Origin of the sequence: Sphingomonas sp. PP-F2F-A104-K0414, assembly GCF_004340945.1 — a bacterium.
Classification (GTDB): Bacteria; Pseudomonadota; Alphaproteobacteria; order Sphingomonadales; family Sphingomonadaceae; genus Sphingomonas.
In genome coordinates, this window is the sequence record NZ_SLYD01000002.1 from 494,179 (window position 1) to 509,307 (window position 15,129).

Sequence of the window (15,129 nt, forward strand, 5' to 3'; positions counted from 1 at the left end):
TGCGTGGTCCGCCTCCCCGTACCGGGGAGGATTTGATGCGCGTCCTCTCCGTCGCCTCCGAAGCCTACCCCCTCATTAAAACCGGCGGCCTCGCAGACGTGGTCGGCGCGCTCCCGGCTGCGCTAGCCCCGCATGACGTCCCGCTGACCACGTTCCTCCCAGGCTACCCAGCCCTCGCCGCCGTCACCAAGCGCGCAAAAGTCATCCACCGCTACACAGACCTGCTCGGCACCGAAGCCCGCATCCTGAAGACAAAGATCGGCGACCACCCGCTGCTGGTCCTCGACGCCCCCGCGCTGTTCGCCCGAGGCGGCGGCCCCTACGGCGACGCGACCGGGGCCGACTGGTCCGACAACTGGCGCCGCTTCGCCGCGTTCAGCCGCGCCGCCGCCGACCTCGCCTCAGGTGCGGTCCCCGGCTACGACTTCGATATCCTCCACGCGCACGACTGGCAGGCGGCAATGGCCCCCGCCTATCTCCGCTACGCGCCCGGCCCCGCCAAACCCGCCAAGACGGTCGTCACGATCCACAACATCGCGTTCCAGGGACGCTACGGCCACGACATCTTCGCCGATCTCGCGCTCCCCGACAATGCCTTCGCGCTCGACGGCGTCGAATATTACGGCGGCGTCGGCTTCCTGAAAGCCGGTCTCGAGGCCGCCGACGCGATCACCACCGTCAGCCCGACCTACGCCGCCGAAATCCGCCGCGGTGAGTTCGGCATGGGCCTCGAAGGCCTGATCAACGACCGCGCCGGCCGCGTCACCGGGATCGTCAACGGTATCGACCCCGCCGTCTGGAACCCGGAGACCGACGCGTCCCTCCCCGCCCGCTACACCGCGCGAACGCTTCCCCGCCGCCGCACCAACAAGCGCGCGATCGAGACCCTGTTCAGGCTCGACGCCGGCGACGGCCCGATCTTCACCGTCATCAGCCGCCTCACCTGGCAGAAGGGCATGGACGTCCTCGCCGGCGCACTCGACGAACTCGTCGCGCTCGGCGGCCGTCTCGCGCTGCTTGGCTCGGGCGACACCGCCCTGGAACTCGCCTTCCTCAATGCCGCCGAACGCCACCCTGGCCGCATCGGCGTCCACATCGGCTATGACGAGCCCGTCTCGCACCTGTTGCAAGGCGGTGCCGATGCGATCCTGATCCCATCGCGGTTCGAACCGTGCGGCCTGACGCAGCTCTACGGCCTCGCTTACGGCTGCATCCCCGTGGTCGCGCGGACCGGCGGGCTGGCCGACACGGTGATCGACGCCAACGAAGCCGCGATCGCCGCGGGCGTCGCCACCGGCGTCCAGCACGACGGCGTCACGCCCGAAGCGCTCAGCCACGCGCTGCGCCGAACGATGGCCCTCTATGCACGCCCCGATCGCTGGTCCATGTTGCAGCGCAACGCGATGCGCGCGGACTTCTCGTGGGACGAGAGCGGCCGCCGCTACGCAGACCTTTACGCAAGCCTGACGGGGACCGCATGATCCGCACCGTATCGACCACACCGTACACCGACCAGAAACCCGGCACGTCGGGCCTGCGCAAGAAGGTGAAGGTCTTCCAGCAGCCCAACTACGCCGAGAATTTCGTCCAGAGCGTGTTCGACGTGGTGGCGGACAAGGCCGGTGCGACGCTGGTCATCGGTGGCGACGGCCGCTTTCTCAACCGCGAAGTCATCCAGGTCGCGATCCGCATGGCAGCGGCGAACGGCTTCGGCAGCGTGATCGTCGGCCGCGGCGGCATCCTCTCGACCCCGGCGGCCAGCCACATGATCCGCAAGCGTGGCGCGATCGGCGGCCTCGTCCTCTCGGCAAGCCACAACCCCGGCGGTCCCGACGAGGATTTCGGGATCAAGTACAACATCGCCAATGGCGGCCCCGCGCCCGAAGGCGTGACCGACGCGATCAATGCGCAGACGCTCGAGATCGACCGCTGGCTGACCGTCGACGCCGACGACATCGACCTCGACACCGACGGCGAAGTCACGATCGGTGATATGCCCGTCGAGGTCGTCGACCCGGTCGAGGACTACGCCGCGCTCATGGAGACGCTGTTCGACTTCGACGCGATCCGTGCGGCAAAGCTGACGATGGCATTCGACGCGATGAGCGCCGTCACCGGGCCGTACGCCACCGAGATCCTCGAACGCCGCCTCGGCTTCGCGCCCAGCACCGTCCGCAACGGCGAGCCCATGCCCGATTTCGGTGGCCACCACCCCGATCCCAACCTCGTCCACGCGCACGAATTGTACGAGACGATGATGGCCCCCGACGCGCCGGATTTCGGCGCAGCGTCGGACGGCGACGGCGACCGCAACCTGATCATCGGCAGGCACCGCTTCGTCACCCCGTCGGACAGCCTCGCGATGCTCGCCGCCAACGCGCACCTCGCGCCCGGTTACGCAGCCGGCCTCAAGGGTATCGCGCGCTCGATGCCGACCAGCGCCGCCGCCGATCGCGTCGCGGAAGCGCTCGGTATCCCCGCCTACGAGACGCCGACCGGCTGGAAGTTTTTCGGCAATCTGCTCGACGCCGGCATGGCGACGATCTGTGGCGAGGAGAGCGCCGGCACCGGCTCCGACCATGTCCGCGAGAAGGACGGCCTGTGGGCAGTCCTCCTGTGGCTCAACATCCTCGCAGTCCGCGGCGAAAGCGTCGACACGATCGCGCGCGATCACTGGGCGAAGTTCGGGCGCAACTATTACGCGCGCCACGATTACGAAGGCGTCGAAACCCCGCGCGCCGACGCGTTGATGGCGGCGTTGCGCGCCAGCCTCGCCACCCTCCCCGGTCAGCAGTTCGGCGACCTCACCGTCGAGACCGCGGACGAGTTCGCCTATACCGACCCGACCGACGGCTCGATCAGCCGCAACCAAGGCGTCCGCATCCTGTTCGAAGGCGGCAGCCGCGTCGTGTTCCGCCTGTCGGGCACCGGCACCACCGGCGCGACCTTGCGCGTGTACCTCGAACGCTACGAGCCGGTCGGCGGCGACCTCGACCGCGACACCGGCGAGATGCTCGCCAGCATCGTCGCCGCCGCGGAGTCGATCGCGGGGATCGCCGAGCACACCGGCCGGACCGCACCGGACGTCGTCACCTGATGCGCGAAAGCCTGACAGCATGACCAGCCGTCGCCGCCGGAGCGCGCTTTACATGCCCGCCTCCAACCCCCGCGCGATCGCCAAGGCGCGCACGTTGGACTGCGACGTCGTCATTCTCGACCTCGAGGATGCCGTCGCATCGGACGAGAAAACCACTGCGCGCGACCGCGTCGTCGAAGCCGCGCGCGAAGGCGGTTTCGGTTCGCGCGAACTCGTAGTGCGCGTCAACGGCCTCGGGACGCCCTGGTACGCGGACGACGTCGCGGCAGTGCGCGAGATCGGTGTCGGCGCGGTGCTCGTTCCCAAGGTGTCGTACCCCGCCGATCTCGAGACCGTTCGTGCATCGCTTGGCGAAGATGGCCCGCCGATCTGGGCGATGATCGAGACCTGTGCCGCGATCCTGTCGCTGCCGACCTTGTCCCAAGCCGCATCAGCTACGCGACTGACGGCGCTGGTCGCCGGCACCAACGATCTTGCCAAGGAGATGCGGTGTCGTCTCGGGCCGGATCGCACGCCGCTGATGCCCGCGCTCACAGCAACCGTCATAGCCGCGCGGGCGGCTGGGATCGTCGCGCTGGACGGCGTTTGTAACGCGCTCGACGATGCGCAGCGCTTCGCCGCCGAGTGCGCGCAGGGCGCGATGCTGGGCTTCGATGGCAAGACGCTGATCCACCCGTCGCAGATCGAGGCGGCGAACGCGGGTTTCGCTCCTAGCAAGGAGGAGTTGGCAAGGGCACACCTGATCGTCGCCACGTTCGCCAAGCCGGAGAATGCCGACAAGGGCGCGATCCGACTGGATGGCCAGATGGTCGAGCGGCTGCATCTGGCCGAGGCGGAAGCGATGCTAGCAGATTGAGGCAGACTTTGATCCTCCCCTGCAAGGGGAGGTGGCAGTCCGCAGGACTGACGGGGTATCGCGCTATCGAAAGGGTGTCACTCCTCCGTCTGGCAAGCGCCAGCCACCTCCCCTTGCAGGGGAGGATCGAAGACTTGGTTAGCCGTTTGCCTTCTTCCGTCGGGTGTCCCAACCCTTCTTCGCCGCAGCAGACTTCGCCGCATCGCTACGCCCCGCCGCTTGCTTCCCGCCACTGCGCGCAGACGCCTGCGTATCGGGCTTGCCGCGCCCTGAGCCGGACTTGTTGCCCCCGCCTGAATCCTTGTTCACCGTCGCCCAGGCACGCGCCTCAGCCTCGGACTCGGGGACACCCTTCGCCTCATAGCCATCCGCAATATGCGCAGCCTTGCGCTTCTGCTTATCCGTATACGCATCCTTGTCGCCCTGTGGCATTGCAGCTCTCCTCATCAGAGAGCATCAACGCTCAGGCCAACGTGGCGTTCATCGGCCGATCCAGTCCGCCACTTCGGTCGCGACCTGGTTCGCCGCCTGGTTGATCCCGGCCGCCGCCGACGTCGCATCGATCGCCGACACCGGCACGCGCGCCTCGAAGCGGCGCTTCTCGACCGACGTCTTGCCCGCGCGGGTCAGCGATGCGTCGAACGTTACGACCGCCTGTCGCGTCGTCGCATCCAGCCCGAACGACCGCAACTCGCCACCAAGCAATCCACCTGGATCGCCAATCGACTGCGCAGTCGACAGCACGACCAGCCCAGTCCGCGACGCAACCGTATCCGACACGAGCCGCGCGAACAGGCGAGCCGGCGGCTCCGCCCACTGCGCATCGGTCACGTACGCGATCGACGTCGGCGTGGCCTGCACCGGCACGCGCGCGGTCGCGAGCGACTGCGGCACGACCGGCACCTGAATCGTGATCGACTTAGCGGTCGCCGAATCCTGGTTCTGGCCGACCGGCACCGACGAAGAGCTCGTTAGCGTCAACAGCGTGGGAGGCGGTTTCGCGCCGAAGCTGATGCACCCGGCAAGTGGCAGCATCGCGATCAGGATGAGCGGTGTCTTCATGGCGTGCCTCACTTACCCTTGTAATCCGGGAGCTTCTGCTGCCCGATCAGCGAACTTGCACCCTGCTGGTCGACCTTCTCGGCGACCGACGACAATGCCGCCGCGGTCGTCCGCAGGTCGTGGACCAGACGGTTGGCCTCGGGAATCGTCGTCTTCGAGAATGCCTGCAAGCCCGGCCGCGCATCGCCGATCGCGGCGTTGAGCGTCTCGGCGCTCTGCTGCGCAGACGTGATCGCCTTGTTCAGGTTCGCCATCGCCGGCTTCACGTCCTCGGACAGAACCCCGTTGGTGGTCTTGGCCAGCACGCCGAACTGCTGCGCGGCATCGCCCGCCTGCTGGATCGCGACGCGGGTCTGCGCGAGCGTCGCGGCGATCTCCGGACCACGATCGGCGAGCGCATCGGTCAGCCGGTTGGTGTTCTCGAGGATGCCAGCGATCGACGCCTGGTTACGATCGGTCAGCAACCCGGTCAGGCGCTCGGTCAGCGTCGACAGACGCTCGAGCAACTGCGGTGCCGAGTTCAGGATCGCGCCGAGTCCGCCCTGCTTGGTCGGGATGACCGGCACGCCGTACGGGCAAGGCTGGCCATTGACGTCGGGGCACGCGACCGGCGGTGCACCTTTCCGCGCGCCATCTAGCGAGACCTGGCTGACGCCGGTGAAGCCGACGCCCGAGATCGACGCGGTCGTGCCCTGCAGCACCGGCGTCTCGTCGTTGACGCTGATCCGGACGCGGACGAACTGAGGATCGTTCTTCCACAACGAAATCGTCTTCACCTGGCCCGACGGCACGCCCGAGAACACGACGGCAGAGCCGCGCGCGAGCCCGTCGACCGACTGGCGGAAGAAGATGTCGTATTCCTTCTCTTCCTTGCCGCCCAGCCGCGCGATCCACACGGTGAACAGCGCTAGCAGGGCCAGCAGGATCAGCACGACGGCGCCGACTAGGACGTGGTTCGAACGGGTTTCCATCAGCGCGTCCTTGCTTCTTTCTCGGCGTATGTCGCGTCGGCGTCGTCCGGCGCGGACTGCTTGGACTGGACTTCAGTAGGGTGTTGGGCTGCTTGCTCGTCGGCGCGCTCGTGCGCCTCCTGCGTCGCGACCGCGGCACGGCCGCGGGGCCCCTTGAAATATTCTTCGATCCACGGGTGATCGAGCGCGATTAGCTCGTCGATCGTGCCGACCGCGATGACCTTCTTGTCGGCAAGCACCGCGACCCGGTCGCAGATCGCATACAGCGTATCGAGATCGTGCGTGATCAGGAACACGGTCAGCCCCAGCGTCTTCTGCAACGACTGGGTCAGCCCATCGAACGCTGCCGCACCGATCGGATCGAGCCCCGCGGTCGGCTCGTCGAGGAACAGCAGTTCGGGATCGAGCGCGAGCGCACGGGCGAGGCCCGCACGCTTCTTCATGCCGCCCGAAAGCTCGGCGGGAAACTTGTTCGCGGCGTCGGCAGGCAAACCCGTCATCACCACCTTGTACGACGCGATTTCCGCGAGCAGCGCCGGCGACAGGTCCGGATAGAACTCGCGCAACGGCACTTCGACGTTCTCGGCCACCGTCAGCGTCGAGAACAGCGCGCCGCCCTGGAACAGCACGCCCCAGCGCTTGCGGATCTCGGTCGCCTCGGTTTCCTCGCGGCCGATATTGGGCTCGCCGAACACCGTGATCTCACCCGCGACCGGCGTCTGCAGGCCGATGATCGAGCGCATGAGCACCGACTTGCCGGTACCCGATCCGCCGACGACGCCAAGGATCTCGCCGCGCCGCACGTCAAGGTCGAGCCCCTCGTGCACCACGGAATCGCCGAACGCGTTCTTCAGCCCCTTCACGGAGATGATGATATCGTCTTGCTTGCGGGGCATCAGTCCCAACCTAGCCAGGTGAAGAAGACCGCGAAGAACGCGTCGAGGACGATCACCAGGAAGATGCCCTGGACGACCGCGGAGGTGGTGCGAAGGCCGACCTGTTCGGCATCCGATTCGACCTGCATGCCCTGGAAGCAGCCGGCGATCGCGATGATCGCGCCGAACACCGGCGCCTTGATCAGCGAGATGTAGAGATCGGTGATCGGCACGACCTCGCGGATACGCGCGATGAAGGTGACCGGCGGAATGCCGAGCTGGACCCAGCAGAGCAGCCCGCCGCCGATGATCGCGATCACCGAGGCGTAGAAGCCGAGCAGCGGCATCATCACGATCGCGGCGAGCACGCGGGGCAGCACCAGCGCCTCCATCGGCGACACGCCGATCGTCCGCATCGCGTCGATCTCTTCGGTCAATTTCATCGTGCCGAGCTGCGCCGCGAACGCCGAGCCTGAGCGACCGGCGACCATGATCGCGGTCATCAGCAAACCTAGTTCGCGGATCGTCAGCCGGCCGACGAGATTGATCGTGAACACTTCGGCACCGAACTGGCGGAGCTGGACCGCGCCCTGCTGCGCGATGACCATGCCGATCAGAAAACTCATCAGCCCGACGATGCCGAGCGCGGCGACGCCGACAACCTCGAACCGCTGGACCACCGCGTTGAAGCGGAAGCGGCGCGGATGGCGGATGACGCTGCCGAACGCGATCGTGGTCGCGCCGAGAAACCCGAGCAGGCCGAGCATGGTCTTGCCCGACAGGACGATTGCATCGCCGATCTCGCCGAGCACGCGGCTGGCCGCGTTGACCTTGGCGGGCCTGGCGGCGAGCGGCTGATCGGAAGCGACGACCTGATCGAACAGCGCCTGGTCGTTGGCATCGAGCCCGTCGATCGTCGCATCGTTGCGCGCCGCGAACCGGTGGACGACCCAGGCGCCGATCGTGTCGATCCGGTCGACCCCGCTCAGGTCGACATGCTTCACCGAAGCCGCGTCGATCGCCTCGAGCCGATCGGGCAGATTGCCGATCTTTGCGAGCGACAGATCGCCGGTAAAGCGAAGCGTGCCGGTATCGGCACCGTCCTGCTGAAAATCGGCCATCGCGCTCATCGGGGGCACCTTTGCGGCAAAGTGACTGGATCGGCAAGATGAATGCGGCGTAAGTCGCGACGATGACCGAATTGCCTTCCGCCGCCCCGTCCGTCCGTCTCGCGATCTACGACATGGACAAGACGATCACGCACGCGCCGACCTGGACGCCGTTCCTGCTCCACACCGCGAAGAAAGGCGGCGCGCCGTGGCGGCTGGCGCTCGTCCCGTTCGCCGGAGTCGCCGCGCTCGGCTATGTCGGCAAGCTGATCAGCCGCGGCCGGCTCAAATACCTGATGCAGCGGATGATGCTCGGCAAGCGCATGACCCCCGCCGAAGAACGCCGGGCGGCCGAAACCTTCGCCGACCGCGTGATGCGCGACGGCGTGTTCGCGAGCGCCCGCGCGCAGATCGAGGCGGACCGCGCCGCCGGCTACCGGCTGGTGATGGCAACCGCGTCGTACCGATTCTACGTCGAGGCGATCGCGCGGCGACTGGGCTTCGACGCGGTGATCGGCACCGAAAGCCTGCGCGACCGCGACGGCGTCCTGCTCGCCGGCATCGAAGGCGAGAACTGCTACGGCCCGGCCAAACTGCGGATGATCCAGGCCTGGATGGACCGCGAAGGGATCGCGCGCGAGACCGCGCACGTCCGCTTCTATTCCGACCATGTTTCGGACGCCCCGACCTTCGAATGGGCCGACGAACCCTTCGCGGTGAACGCGCATGGCCCGCTGCGGTTGTTGGCGAAGGCCAAGGGTTGGGCAATGCCGGATTGGGAGCGGTAGCTCCGTTGCGAGACGAGTGCCCGGTTAAGACAACCTACCGGGTAACTATCATCCAATTGTCGCCGTTCGGCACAGTCGCGGTGTTTTGAAGCGGAGACACCCTCAGCCGTTACGCCAACGACAAGCCGGGAAAAGATTGGCAGAACATCGCACGCCTGACAACCGAATTGCCCCGTTCTCGACGTAACTAGGTCAAGCGCTCGATTTCGAAACTCCCCTCATTGCATAAAACGACCTGACTGAGGTACCTGAACGGAAGCAAACAGATTTTTTTCGCCTCTGGGGGTCCCATGGCAAGTTTGGTCGAAGAGATCACCGCCGCACAACGTAACGTTCGCACCGACGCCTATCAAATGTCGATTGGCGAAATTGTGAGCCTTTACGAAGAGGGCGACTTAATAATTGACCCGGAGTTTCCTACCCCATCACAACAGCACATCGACGCTGTGGATCACCAAACCGACCAACCCACCAACGATCGTGCCGTTCACGCGGATATATTGCAGGTCGCGGCCGACCGCGTTCTCGAGGCGGCTGGTGATCGTGTCGGCGTCCCAGCTGCGGACGGTTTCGGACACCAGCTTGACGATGCCGTCGCCGTAGTCGGCCGCCGCGCCGACGGCCGCGCGGCGCACGAAGCGGTTGATCGTGCGCGACATCCGCGGGTCGTGCTGCAGCGTTTCGCCGAGCTGGCGCAGGATGTCGCCGAGCTTGCCCGCCATCGCCCGCTCGGGATCGCGCGCGATCGCCAGCAGGGCACCGCGCGCCTGCTCCCACAACCCGTCGAGCCAGCGCTGCATCGCCGGATTGTCGAGCAGGTCGTTCTTCATCGTCTCGACCCGCTCGCGCATGCGGCGGTCGTATTGGAGATCCCAGGCTAGGCGATCGAGTCCCTCTTCTGCTTTCAGGCGCAAGGGATGCTCGGGGTCCTCGGCCATCTCCGCGAGCAGCTTGTCGAAGCCGCTGATCAGCTTGTCCGCGACGGTGGTGTCGAGACCGGTCCAGCGCAGGATCGAGCCGGCCTTGTCGTGGACCATCGCACGGACGAGGTGGTCGTTCGCCGCCAGCGTCTTCGCCGCCCAGCGGATCGCGCTTTCGAGCAGCGGCGCGTGACGGCGCTCGGCGATCGCGGCCTTCAGCAGCTGGCCAAGGATCGGCGAGACTTCGGTGGCGCGCAGGCGTGCGCCGATCCCCGCCTTGACCATCCCGCCGAGCCGCGCCGGGTCGAGCCCTTCCAAGACCTGCGCGACCAGCTTCGACGCGCCCTGCCGGAAGCGGCCCCCTGCCCCCTCGGGCGGATCGGTGAGCCAGCGCGCGATCGCGCCCGCCACGTCGAGCCGGCGGGTGCGCCGCGCGATCACGACCGGAATCAGGAAGTTCGCGCGGAGGAACTGCGCGAGCGTGTCGCCGATCCGGTCCTTGTTGCGCGGCACAATCGCGGTGTGGGGAATCGGCAGGCCGAGCGGGTGCCGGAACAGCGCGGTGACCGCGAACCAGTCCGCCAGACCGCCGACCATCGCCGCCTCGGCAAACGCGCGGACGAATCCGAACGCCGGGTGGACGGGGACGAGTGCACGGCTGACGAAGAACGTCGCGGCCATGAACACGAGCAGACCGGTGGCGACGATCCGCATGCGGACGAGCGCCGGCGGGGGGGCTTCGCCGGCCGGGCGCATACGGGGTAAAAGCGTCATGCCCGTAACAATCCCCGGGCGCCCCGAATGTTCACGCCGTTGCGGCGGTTCGGGTGCCCGGGTGCAGAGGGGCGTGCCGGGGATGACTCACTCGGCGGGTTGCGTGCCGTCACCGTGATCGCGGCCGTGGCCGAGCTTGCCGGTCGCGGGTCCGAGCAGCGGACCCGGATTGGGCCCGGCGATCCCGATCACCTCGTCGCCATTGTCGCCCGGACGATAGGTGAGCAGGCGGCGACCAAGCCGCGGCCCGACATAGCGCTCGATCCCGACCGCAAGGCTGAACGCCGCGGGGATGATCAGCAGCGTCAGCATCGTCGACAGCGCGAGGCCGCCGATCACGACCGTCCCCATCGGCGCGCGCGACGACGAATCGCCGCTGAGCGACAGCGCGGTCGGCACCATGCCCGCGACCATCGCGACCGTGGTCATCACGATCGGCTGCGCGCGCTTGTGCCCGGCATCGATGATCGCGGTGAAGGCGTCGACGCCCTTGCTCATCTCGTCGAGCGCGAAGTCGATCAGCAGGATCGAGTTCTTGGCGACGATCCCGAGCAGCATCAGCAGGCCGATATACACCGGCAGCGACAGCGGCTGGCCGGTCGCCCACAGCGCCAGCAACCCGCCGAGCGGCGCGAGCAGCAACGACCCCATGTTGACGAACGGCGGCAACACGCGGCGATACAGCAGCACCAGCACCGCGAACACGAGGAAGGTGCCCGCGATCACCGCGGTGATGAAGTTGGTGATCATCTCCGCCTGCCACTTGCTCTGGCCGAGCGTGAGTTCGCTGACGCCGACTGGCAGGTTCTTCATCGACGACAGCGCGTGAACCTGCTTCATCGCGTCCGAGATCACCACGCCGGGCGCGAGATCGGCGCCGAGCGTTATCTGGCGCTGCTGGTTGACGCGGTCTATCTTGGTCGGACCCGAGCCGAGGCCGATATCCGCGACCAGGTTGAGCGGCACCGAGCCACCCGACGCGGTCGACACGGGCAGGTTCTGGATCGTCGACAGGCTGGTCCGCGCCGACTGATCGAGCGCGACGCGGATCGGGATCTGGCGATCGGAGAGCGAGAAGCGCGCCGAATTCTGGTCGATATCGCCGAGCGTCGCGATCCGGATCGCCGACGACAGCGCCTGCGTGGTCACGCCGAGATTGGCGGCGAGATCGAAGCGCGGGCGGATGACGATTTCCGGGCGCTGCATGCCGCCCGACACGCGCGGTGCGGTCAGCGATTTCAGCGAACCCATCTCGGCGACGATCTTGTCCGCCGCCTGTTGCAGCTTGGCGGGATCGCTGCCGCCGAGCACGACGGTCACGTCGCGACCGCTGCTGCCCCAGCCCGATTGCGAGCGGAACGACACGCGCGCATCGGGGATCGCGGTGAGCTGTGGCGCCATCCGGCGTTCGAACTCGACCGAGGTCTCCTTGCGATCGGGGCGAAGATTGGCGGTCACCGAACCACTGCCAACTCTGGTCCGCGCATAGACCGTCGTTACCTCGGGCTGCCGGCGGAGGATCTCGCTGACGCGCGCGACCACCGCATCGGTCTGCGCGAGCGTGGTGCCCGGCACCATCTCGATCTGCGCGGACGAATCATCCTCATCGCGGGTCGGCTGGAACTGCGAGGGGATGACGGTGAACATGAACAGCGTCAGCGCGAAGGCGAGCACGCCCGCACCGATCGCCCACATCCGGTGATCCATTACGCGGTTGAACATTTTCCGCATGCCACCGCGGGCGCGCCACGCCGCCGCCTTGTCGCTGTTAAGCGTCCAGTGGAGCGTGCGGACATACCAGTCCATGATCCGGCCCTCGCCGTGGCTGGCATGGCCGAACGATTTCAGGAAATACGCGGCGATCATCGGCGTCACGAGCCGCGCGACCGCGAGGCTCATCAGCACGGCTGCGACCACGGTCAGGCCGAAATTCTTGAAGAACTGCCCGGCGATACCCGGCATCAGCGCGACCGGCAGGAACACTGCGACGATCGCCATCGTCGTCGCCAGCACCGCGAGACCGATCTCGTCGGCGGCGTCGATCGAGGCCTGATAGGCGGATTTGCCCATCCGCATGTGCCGGACGATGTTCTCGATCTCGACGATCGCGTCATCGACCAGCACGCCCGCGACCAGGCTGAGCGCGAGCAGCGTCATGCCGTTCAGGTCGAAGCCGAGCAGGTCCATGAACCAGAAGGCGGGGATCGCCGACAGCGGGATCGCCAGCGCCGAGATCGCGGTCGCGCGCCAGTCGCGCAGGAAGATGAAGACGACGATGACGGCAAGGATCGCGCCCTCGATCATGGCATGGATCGCGCTCTCATACTGCGCTTCGGTATAGTCGGTGCTGGTGTAGCGCTGGACGAACTTGACCGAGGGATTGCGCTTTTCGAGCGCACGCAGCTTCTCGACCGCGGCGTGATAGACGGTGACGTCGGACGCGCCCTTGGCCCGCTGGAAATCGAAGGTGATCGCCTGGCGTCCATCGACGGTCGCGCGGCTGCGCTGCTCGGCATAGAGATCGCGGACCTGCGCGATGTCGGCCAGGCGCACGGTACGGCCATTGCCGACGTTGATCTGGGTCTGGCCGAGATCGGCGGCGTCGCGCGCATTGCCAAGCACGCGGATCGACTGTTCGGAGCCGGCGATCTCGGCACGACCACCCGCCGCGTTCAGGTTCACCTGACGCAACTGCAAATTGACCTGGCTTGCGGTCAGTCCCTGGCTCTGAAGCTTGAGCGGATCGAGGATGACGCGGATCTCTCGACTGACGCCGCCGTTGCGGCTGATCGTCGCCATGCCGGGAATCGACAGCAGATCCTTGGTGACGGTGTCGTCGATGTACCAGGACAGCTGTTCGACGGTCATGTCGGTGGTGATCGCCGCGAAGCTCGCGACGTCGTTGCCGCTGGTGTTCGCGCGGTACACCTGCGGCTCGAGGATCCCGTCGGGCAGGTCGCTGCGGATCTGCGCGATCGCATCGCGCACGTCGTTGACCGCGCGGTCGATCGGCGTGCCGATGGTGAGCTGGATCACCGTTTCCGAATTGCCTTCGGTAACGGTCGAGTTAATTTCGTCGATGCCCTGAAGCGAGCGCACGGCCGCCTCGACGCGTTGCGTGACCTGCGTCTCCATCTCGGTCGGCGCGGCGCCCGGTTGGTTGACGACGACGACCGCGATCGGGAAATCGATGTCGGGATCGCGGTTCACGTCCATCCGCATGAAGCTGACGACGCCCGCAAGCATCAGGGCCAGGAACAGGACGATCGGCGGAACCGGGTTGCGGATCGACCAGGCCGAGATGTTGCGGAAGTTCATGAGCTCAGCTCGCCTTCTTGGTGATCGGCTTGACCGTCTGTCCGGGTGCGAGGAAGCCGCCCGCGGACTGTACGACGCGCTCCGAGCCGTCGAGTCCTCCGACGATCGTCACGCCGGCGTCGGACACCTGGCCGATCTTCACGTTACGCCGGACGATCTTGTCGCCCGGGCCGACGATATAGACGTAATTGCCCTTCTCGTCGCTTTGCAGCGCGGAATCGGGAAGCAAAGGCGCCTGCGTCACGCCGCCGACGATGGTCGCGGCGGCGAACCCGCCGGGGCGCAGGGCCGGATCATATTTGACCGCGATGCGCGCGATGCCCTGGCGGGTCTGCGGATCGATGACGGGCGATACCTGCCATACTTCGCCGGGATAGCCCTGCGTGGTGCCGACCGGCACGACGGTGGCGCGCGCGCCGACATGCAGCCCGGTCAGATCGGCTTCGCTCAACTGTGCGCGCATCTCCATCTGGCCGCCCATCGCCATGCGGAACAGGACGCCGGCCGATGGCCCGACGATCTGGCCAGCCTCGACGCCGCGAGTCAGCACGAGTCCAGCGGCAGGCGCGCGGATATCGAGCCGGCCATTGCGTGCACGCGCCTCGCCGAGCGTCGCCTGCGCCACCTTCACGCGCGCCGCCGCAGCATCGCGCGTCGCCGCCTTGCGCTGGAGATCGGCCTTCGAGATGAAGCCGCGATCGACCAACTGCTTGGCGCGATCGAGTTCGGCCTGCGCGATCGTCTCGTCCGAGCGCGCGACGCTGACCGAAGCGGCGAGCGACGCCGCGGTCTCGGTCTGGACCGAGCGATCGACCGTCGCCAGCACCTGCCCTGCGGCAACCCAGGTGCCGGGTTCGACCAGCACGCGCGTGATCATCCCGCCCTCGCCCGCGACGCCGACCGGCATCTCGCGTCGCGCCGCCAGCGTACCCGTTGCCGAGATCGTCCGATCGACCGACTGGCGCCCCGGCACCACCACCGACACGGTCGGCAGCTGCGATCCGGGCGCTGCGGCCGCGGCGTCCTTCTTGCCGGACTTGAAGGCATAGACCCCGGCGACGATCGCCAGCACCACGAGAACAGCGATGATGATGTTGCGACGGCGGTGCGAGGGAGCGCTATAATCCGGCAACGCCAGATGCTCTTCGCTCTCGTTACCGACCATCTTCGTCTCGTAATTCATGCGCGCCACAATCCCACTTTCGACCGGTCTTGCCTCGACCCGCACCATCGCTCATACGCTGTGTTATCTGAATAAGTCACCGTGCTCAAGTCTTTCGACGAGCGCCGGTCACAGACATGCTTCGATTTCGATCTATCCGCAATGCGCTTTGGCAGCTTGGAAAGACGTTCAGCTTG

General features: G+C 66.9%; 12 protein-coding genes. 4 read left to right on the plus strand and 8 right to left on the minus strand.

Annotation, left to right across the window (positions count from 1 at the left end; all coding sequences use genetic code 11):
- The first annotated feature begins 35 nt into the window (after positions 1–35).
- The 3 genes from glgA to C8J46_RS06415 are packed head-to-tail and all read left to right on the plus strand — an operon-like array spanning position 36 to position 3,953.
- Entirely contained in the window at positions 36–1,481 is a 1,446-nt protein-coding gene (gene glgA / locus C8J46_RS06405; RefSeq protein WP_132736394.1) for a glycogen synthase GlgA, read from the plus strand.
- On the plus strand, positions 1,478–3,097 hold the full coding sequence (locus tag C8J46_RS06410) for an alpha-D-glucose phosphate-specific phosphoglucomutase (protein ID WP_132736397.1): 1,620 nt from the start codon (positions 1,478–1,480) through the stop codon (positions 3,095–3,097). The genes glgA and C8J46_RS06410 overlap by 4 nt, the downstream gene beginning before the upstream one ends.
- Before the next feature lie 19 nt (positions 3,098–3,116).
- Positions 3,117–3,953, plus strand: coding sequence for a CoA ester lyase (locus C8J46_RS06415; protein WP_132736400.1), 837 nt, complete (start codon positions 3,117–3,119; stop codon positions 3,951–3,953).
- Positions 3,954–4,091: 138 nt separating this feature from the next.
- Here the strand turns inward: C8J46_RS06415 and C8J46_RS06420 are convergent, their stop codons facing one another.
- The 5 genes from C8J46_RS06420 to C8J46_RS06440 are packed head-to-tail and all read right to left on the minus strand — an operon-like array spanning position 4,092 to position 7,991.
- Positions 4,092–4,385: a plasmid stabilization protein gene (locus C8J46_RS06420; RefSeq protein ID WP_132736402.1), complete on the minus strand. Its 294-nt coding sequence runs from the start codon at positions 4,383–4,385 to the stop codon at positions 4,092–4,094.
- A gap of 48 nt (positions 4,386–4,433) precedes the next feature.
- A complete protein-coding gene (locus C8J46_RS06425; protein ID WP_132736404.1) occupies positions 4,434–5,015 on the minus strand; it encodes an ABC-type transport auxiliary lipoprotein family protein in 582 nt (193 codons plus the stop codon).
- Positions 5,016–5,023: 8 nt separating this feature from the next.
- Positions 5,024–5,986, minus strand: a complete 963-nt coding sequence (locus C8J46_RS06430; RefSeq protein WP_132736407.1) for an MlaD family protein — start codon at positions 5,984–5,986, stop codon at positions 5,024–5,026.
- The gene (locus C8J46_RS06435; protein ID WP_132736409.1) at positions 5,986–6,882 is read right to left on the minus strand and encodes an ABC transporter ATP-binding protein; all 897 of its coding nucleotides are present in this window, start codon (positions 6,880–6,882) and stop codon (positions 5,986–5,988) included. Before C8J46_RS06435 ends, C8J46_RS06430 begins: the two co-directional genes overlap by 1 nt.
- Entirely contained in the window at positions 6,882–7,991 is a 1,110-nt protein-coding gene (locus C8J46_RS06440; RefSeq protein ID WP_132736411.1) for an ABC transporter permease, read from the minus strand. The genes C8J46_RS06435 and C8J46_RS06440 overlap by 1 nt, the downstream gene beginning before the upstream one ends.
- 62 nt (positions 7,992–8,053) lie before the next feature.
- Between C8J46_RS06440 and C8J46_RS06445 the strand changes: the two genes are divergently transcribed.
- Positions 8,054–8,758 (plus strand): HAD-IB family hydrolase, encoded by a 705-nt coding sequence (locus C8J46_RS06445; protein WP_243643244.1) that lies wholly within the window; start codon positions 8,054–8,056, stop codon positions 8,756–8,758.
- Between the two features lie 425 nt (positions 8,759–9,183).
- On the opposite strand, the gene C8J46_RS06455 is transcribed toward C8J46_RS06445, so the two are convergent.
- From C8J46_RS06455 to C8J46_RS06465, 3 genes are all read right to left on the minus strand, one after another.
- Positions 9,184–10,452, minus strand: a complete 1,269-nt coding sequence (locus tag C8J46_RS06455; RefSeq protein ID WP_132736413.1) for a DUF445 domain-containing protein — start codon at positions 10,450–10,452, stop codon at positions 9,184–9,186.
- 87 nt (positions 10,453–10,539) lie between these two features.
- Positions 10,540–13,770 (minus strand): efflux RND transporter permease subunit, encoded by a 3,231-nt coding sequence (locus tag C8J46_RS06460; protein ID WP_132736415.1) that lies wholly within the window; start codon positions 13,768–13,770, stop codon positions 10,540–10,542.
- A 4-nt stretch (positions 13,771–13,774) separates the two neighbouring features.
- The gene (locus C8J46_RS06465; protein WP_132736418.1) at positions 13,775–14,953 is read right to left on the minus strand and encodes an efflux RND transporter periplasmic adaptor subunit; all 1,179 of its coding nucleotides are present in this window, start codon (positions 14,951–14,953) and stop codon (positions 13,775–13,777) included.
- Between the last annotated feature and the right edge of the window lie 176 nt (positions 14,954–15,129).

Excerpts from the sequence above, each read along its gene's own strand:
- glgA (WP_132736394.1), top strand. The coding sequence starts at position 36 with ATGCGCGTCCTCTCCGTCGCCTCCGAAGCCTACCCCCTCATTAAAACC.
- C8J46_RS06410 (WP_132736397.1), top strand. The coding sequence starts at position 1,478 with ATGATCCGCACCGTATCGACCACACCGTACACCGACCAGAAACCCGGC.
- C8J46_RS06415 (WP_132736400.1), top strand. The coding sequence starts at position 3,117 with ATGACCAGCCGTCGCCGCCGGAGCGCGCTTTACATGCCCGCCTCCAAC.
- C8J46_RS06420 (WP_132736402.1), bottom strand. The coding sequence starts at position 4,385 with ATGCCACAGGGCGACAAGGATGCGTATACGGATAAGCAGAAGCGCAAG.
- C8J46_RS06425 (WP_132736404.1), bottom strand. The coding sequence starts at position 5,015 with ATGAAGACACCGCTCATCCTGATCGCGATGCTGCCACTTGCCGGGTGC.
- C8J46_RS06430 (WP_132736407.1), bottom strand. The coding sequence starts at position 5,986 with ATGGAAACCCGTTCGAACCACGTCCTAGTCGGCGCCGTCGTGCTGATC.
- C8J46_RS06435 (WP_132736409.1), bottom strand. The coding sequence starts at position 6,882 with ATGCCCCGCAAGCAAGACGATATCATCATCTCCGTGAAGGGGCTGAAG.
- C8J46_RS06440 (WP_132736411.1), bottom strand. The coding sequence starts at position 7,991 with ATGAGCGCGATGGCCGATTTTCAGCAGGACGGTGCCGATACCGGCACG.
- C8J46_RS06445 (WP_243643244.1), top strand. The coding sequence starts at position 8,054 with ATGACCGAATTGCCTTCCGCCGCCCCGTCCGTCCGTCTCGCGATCTAC.
- C8J46_RS06455 (WP_132736413.1), bottom strand. The coding sequence starts at position 10,452 with ATGACGCTTTTACCCCGTATGCGCCCGGCCGGCGAAGCCCCCCCGCCG.
- C8J46_RS06460 (WP_132736415.1), bottom strand. The coding sequence starts at position 13,770 with ATGAACTTCCGCAACATCTCGGCCTGGTCGATCCGCAACCCGGTTCCG.
- C8J46_RS06465 (WP_132736418.1), bottom strand. The coding sequence starts at position 14,953 with ATGAATTACGAGACGAAGATGGTCGGTAACGAGAGCGAAGAGCATCTG.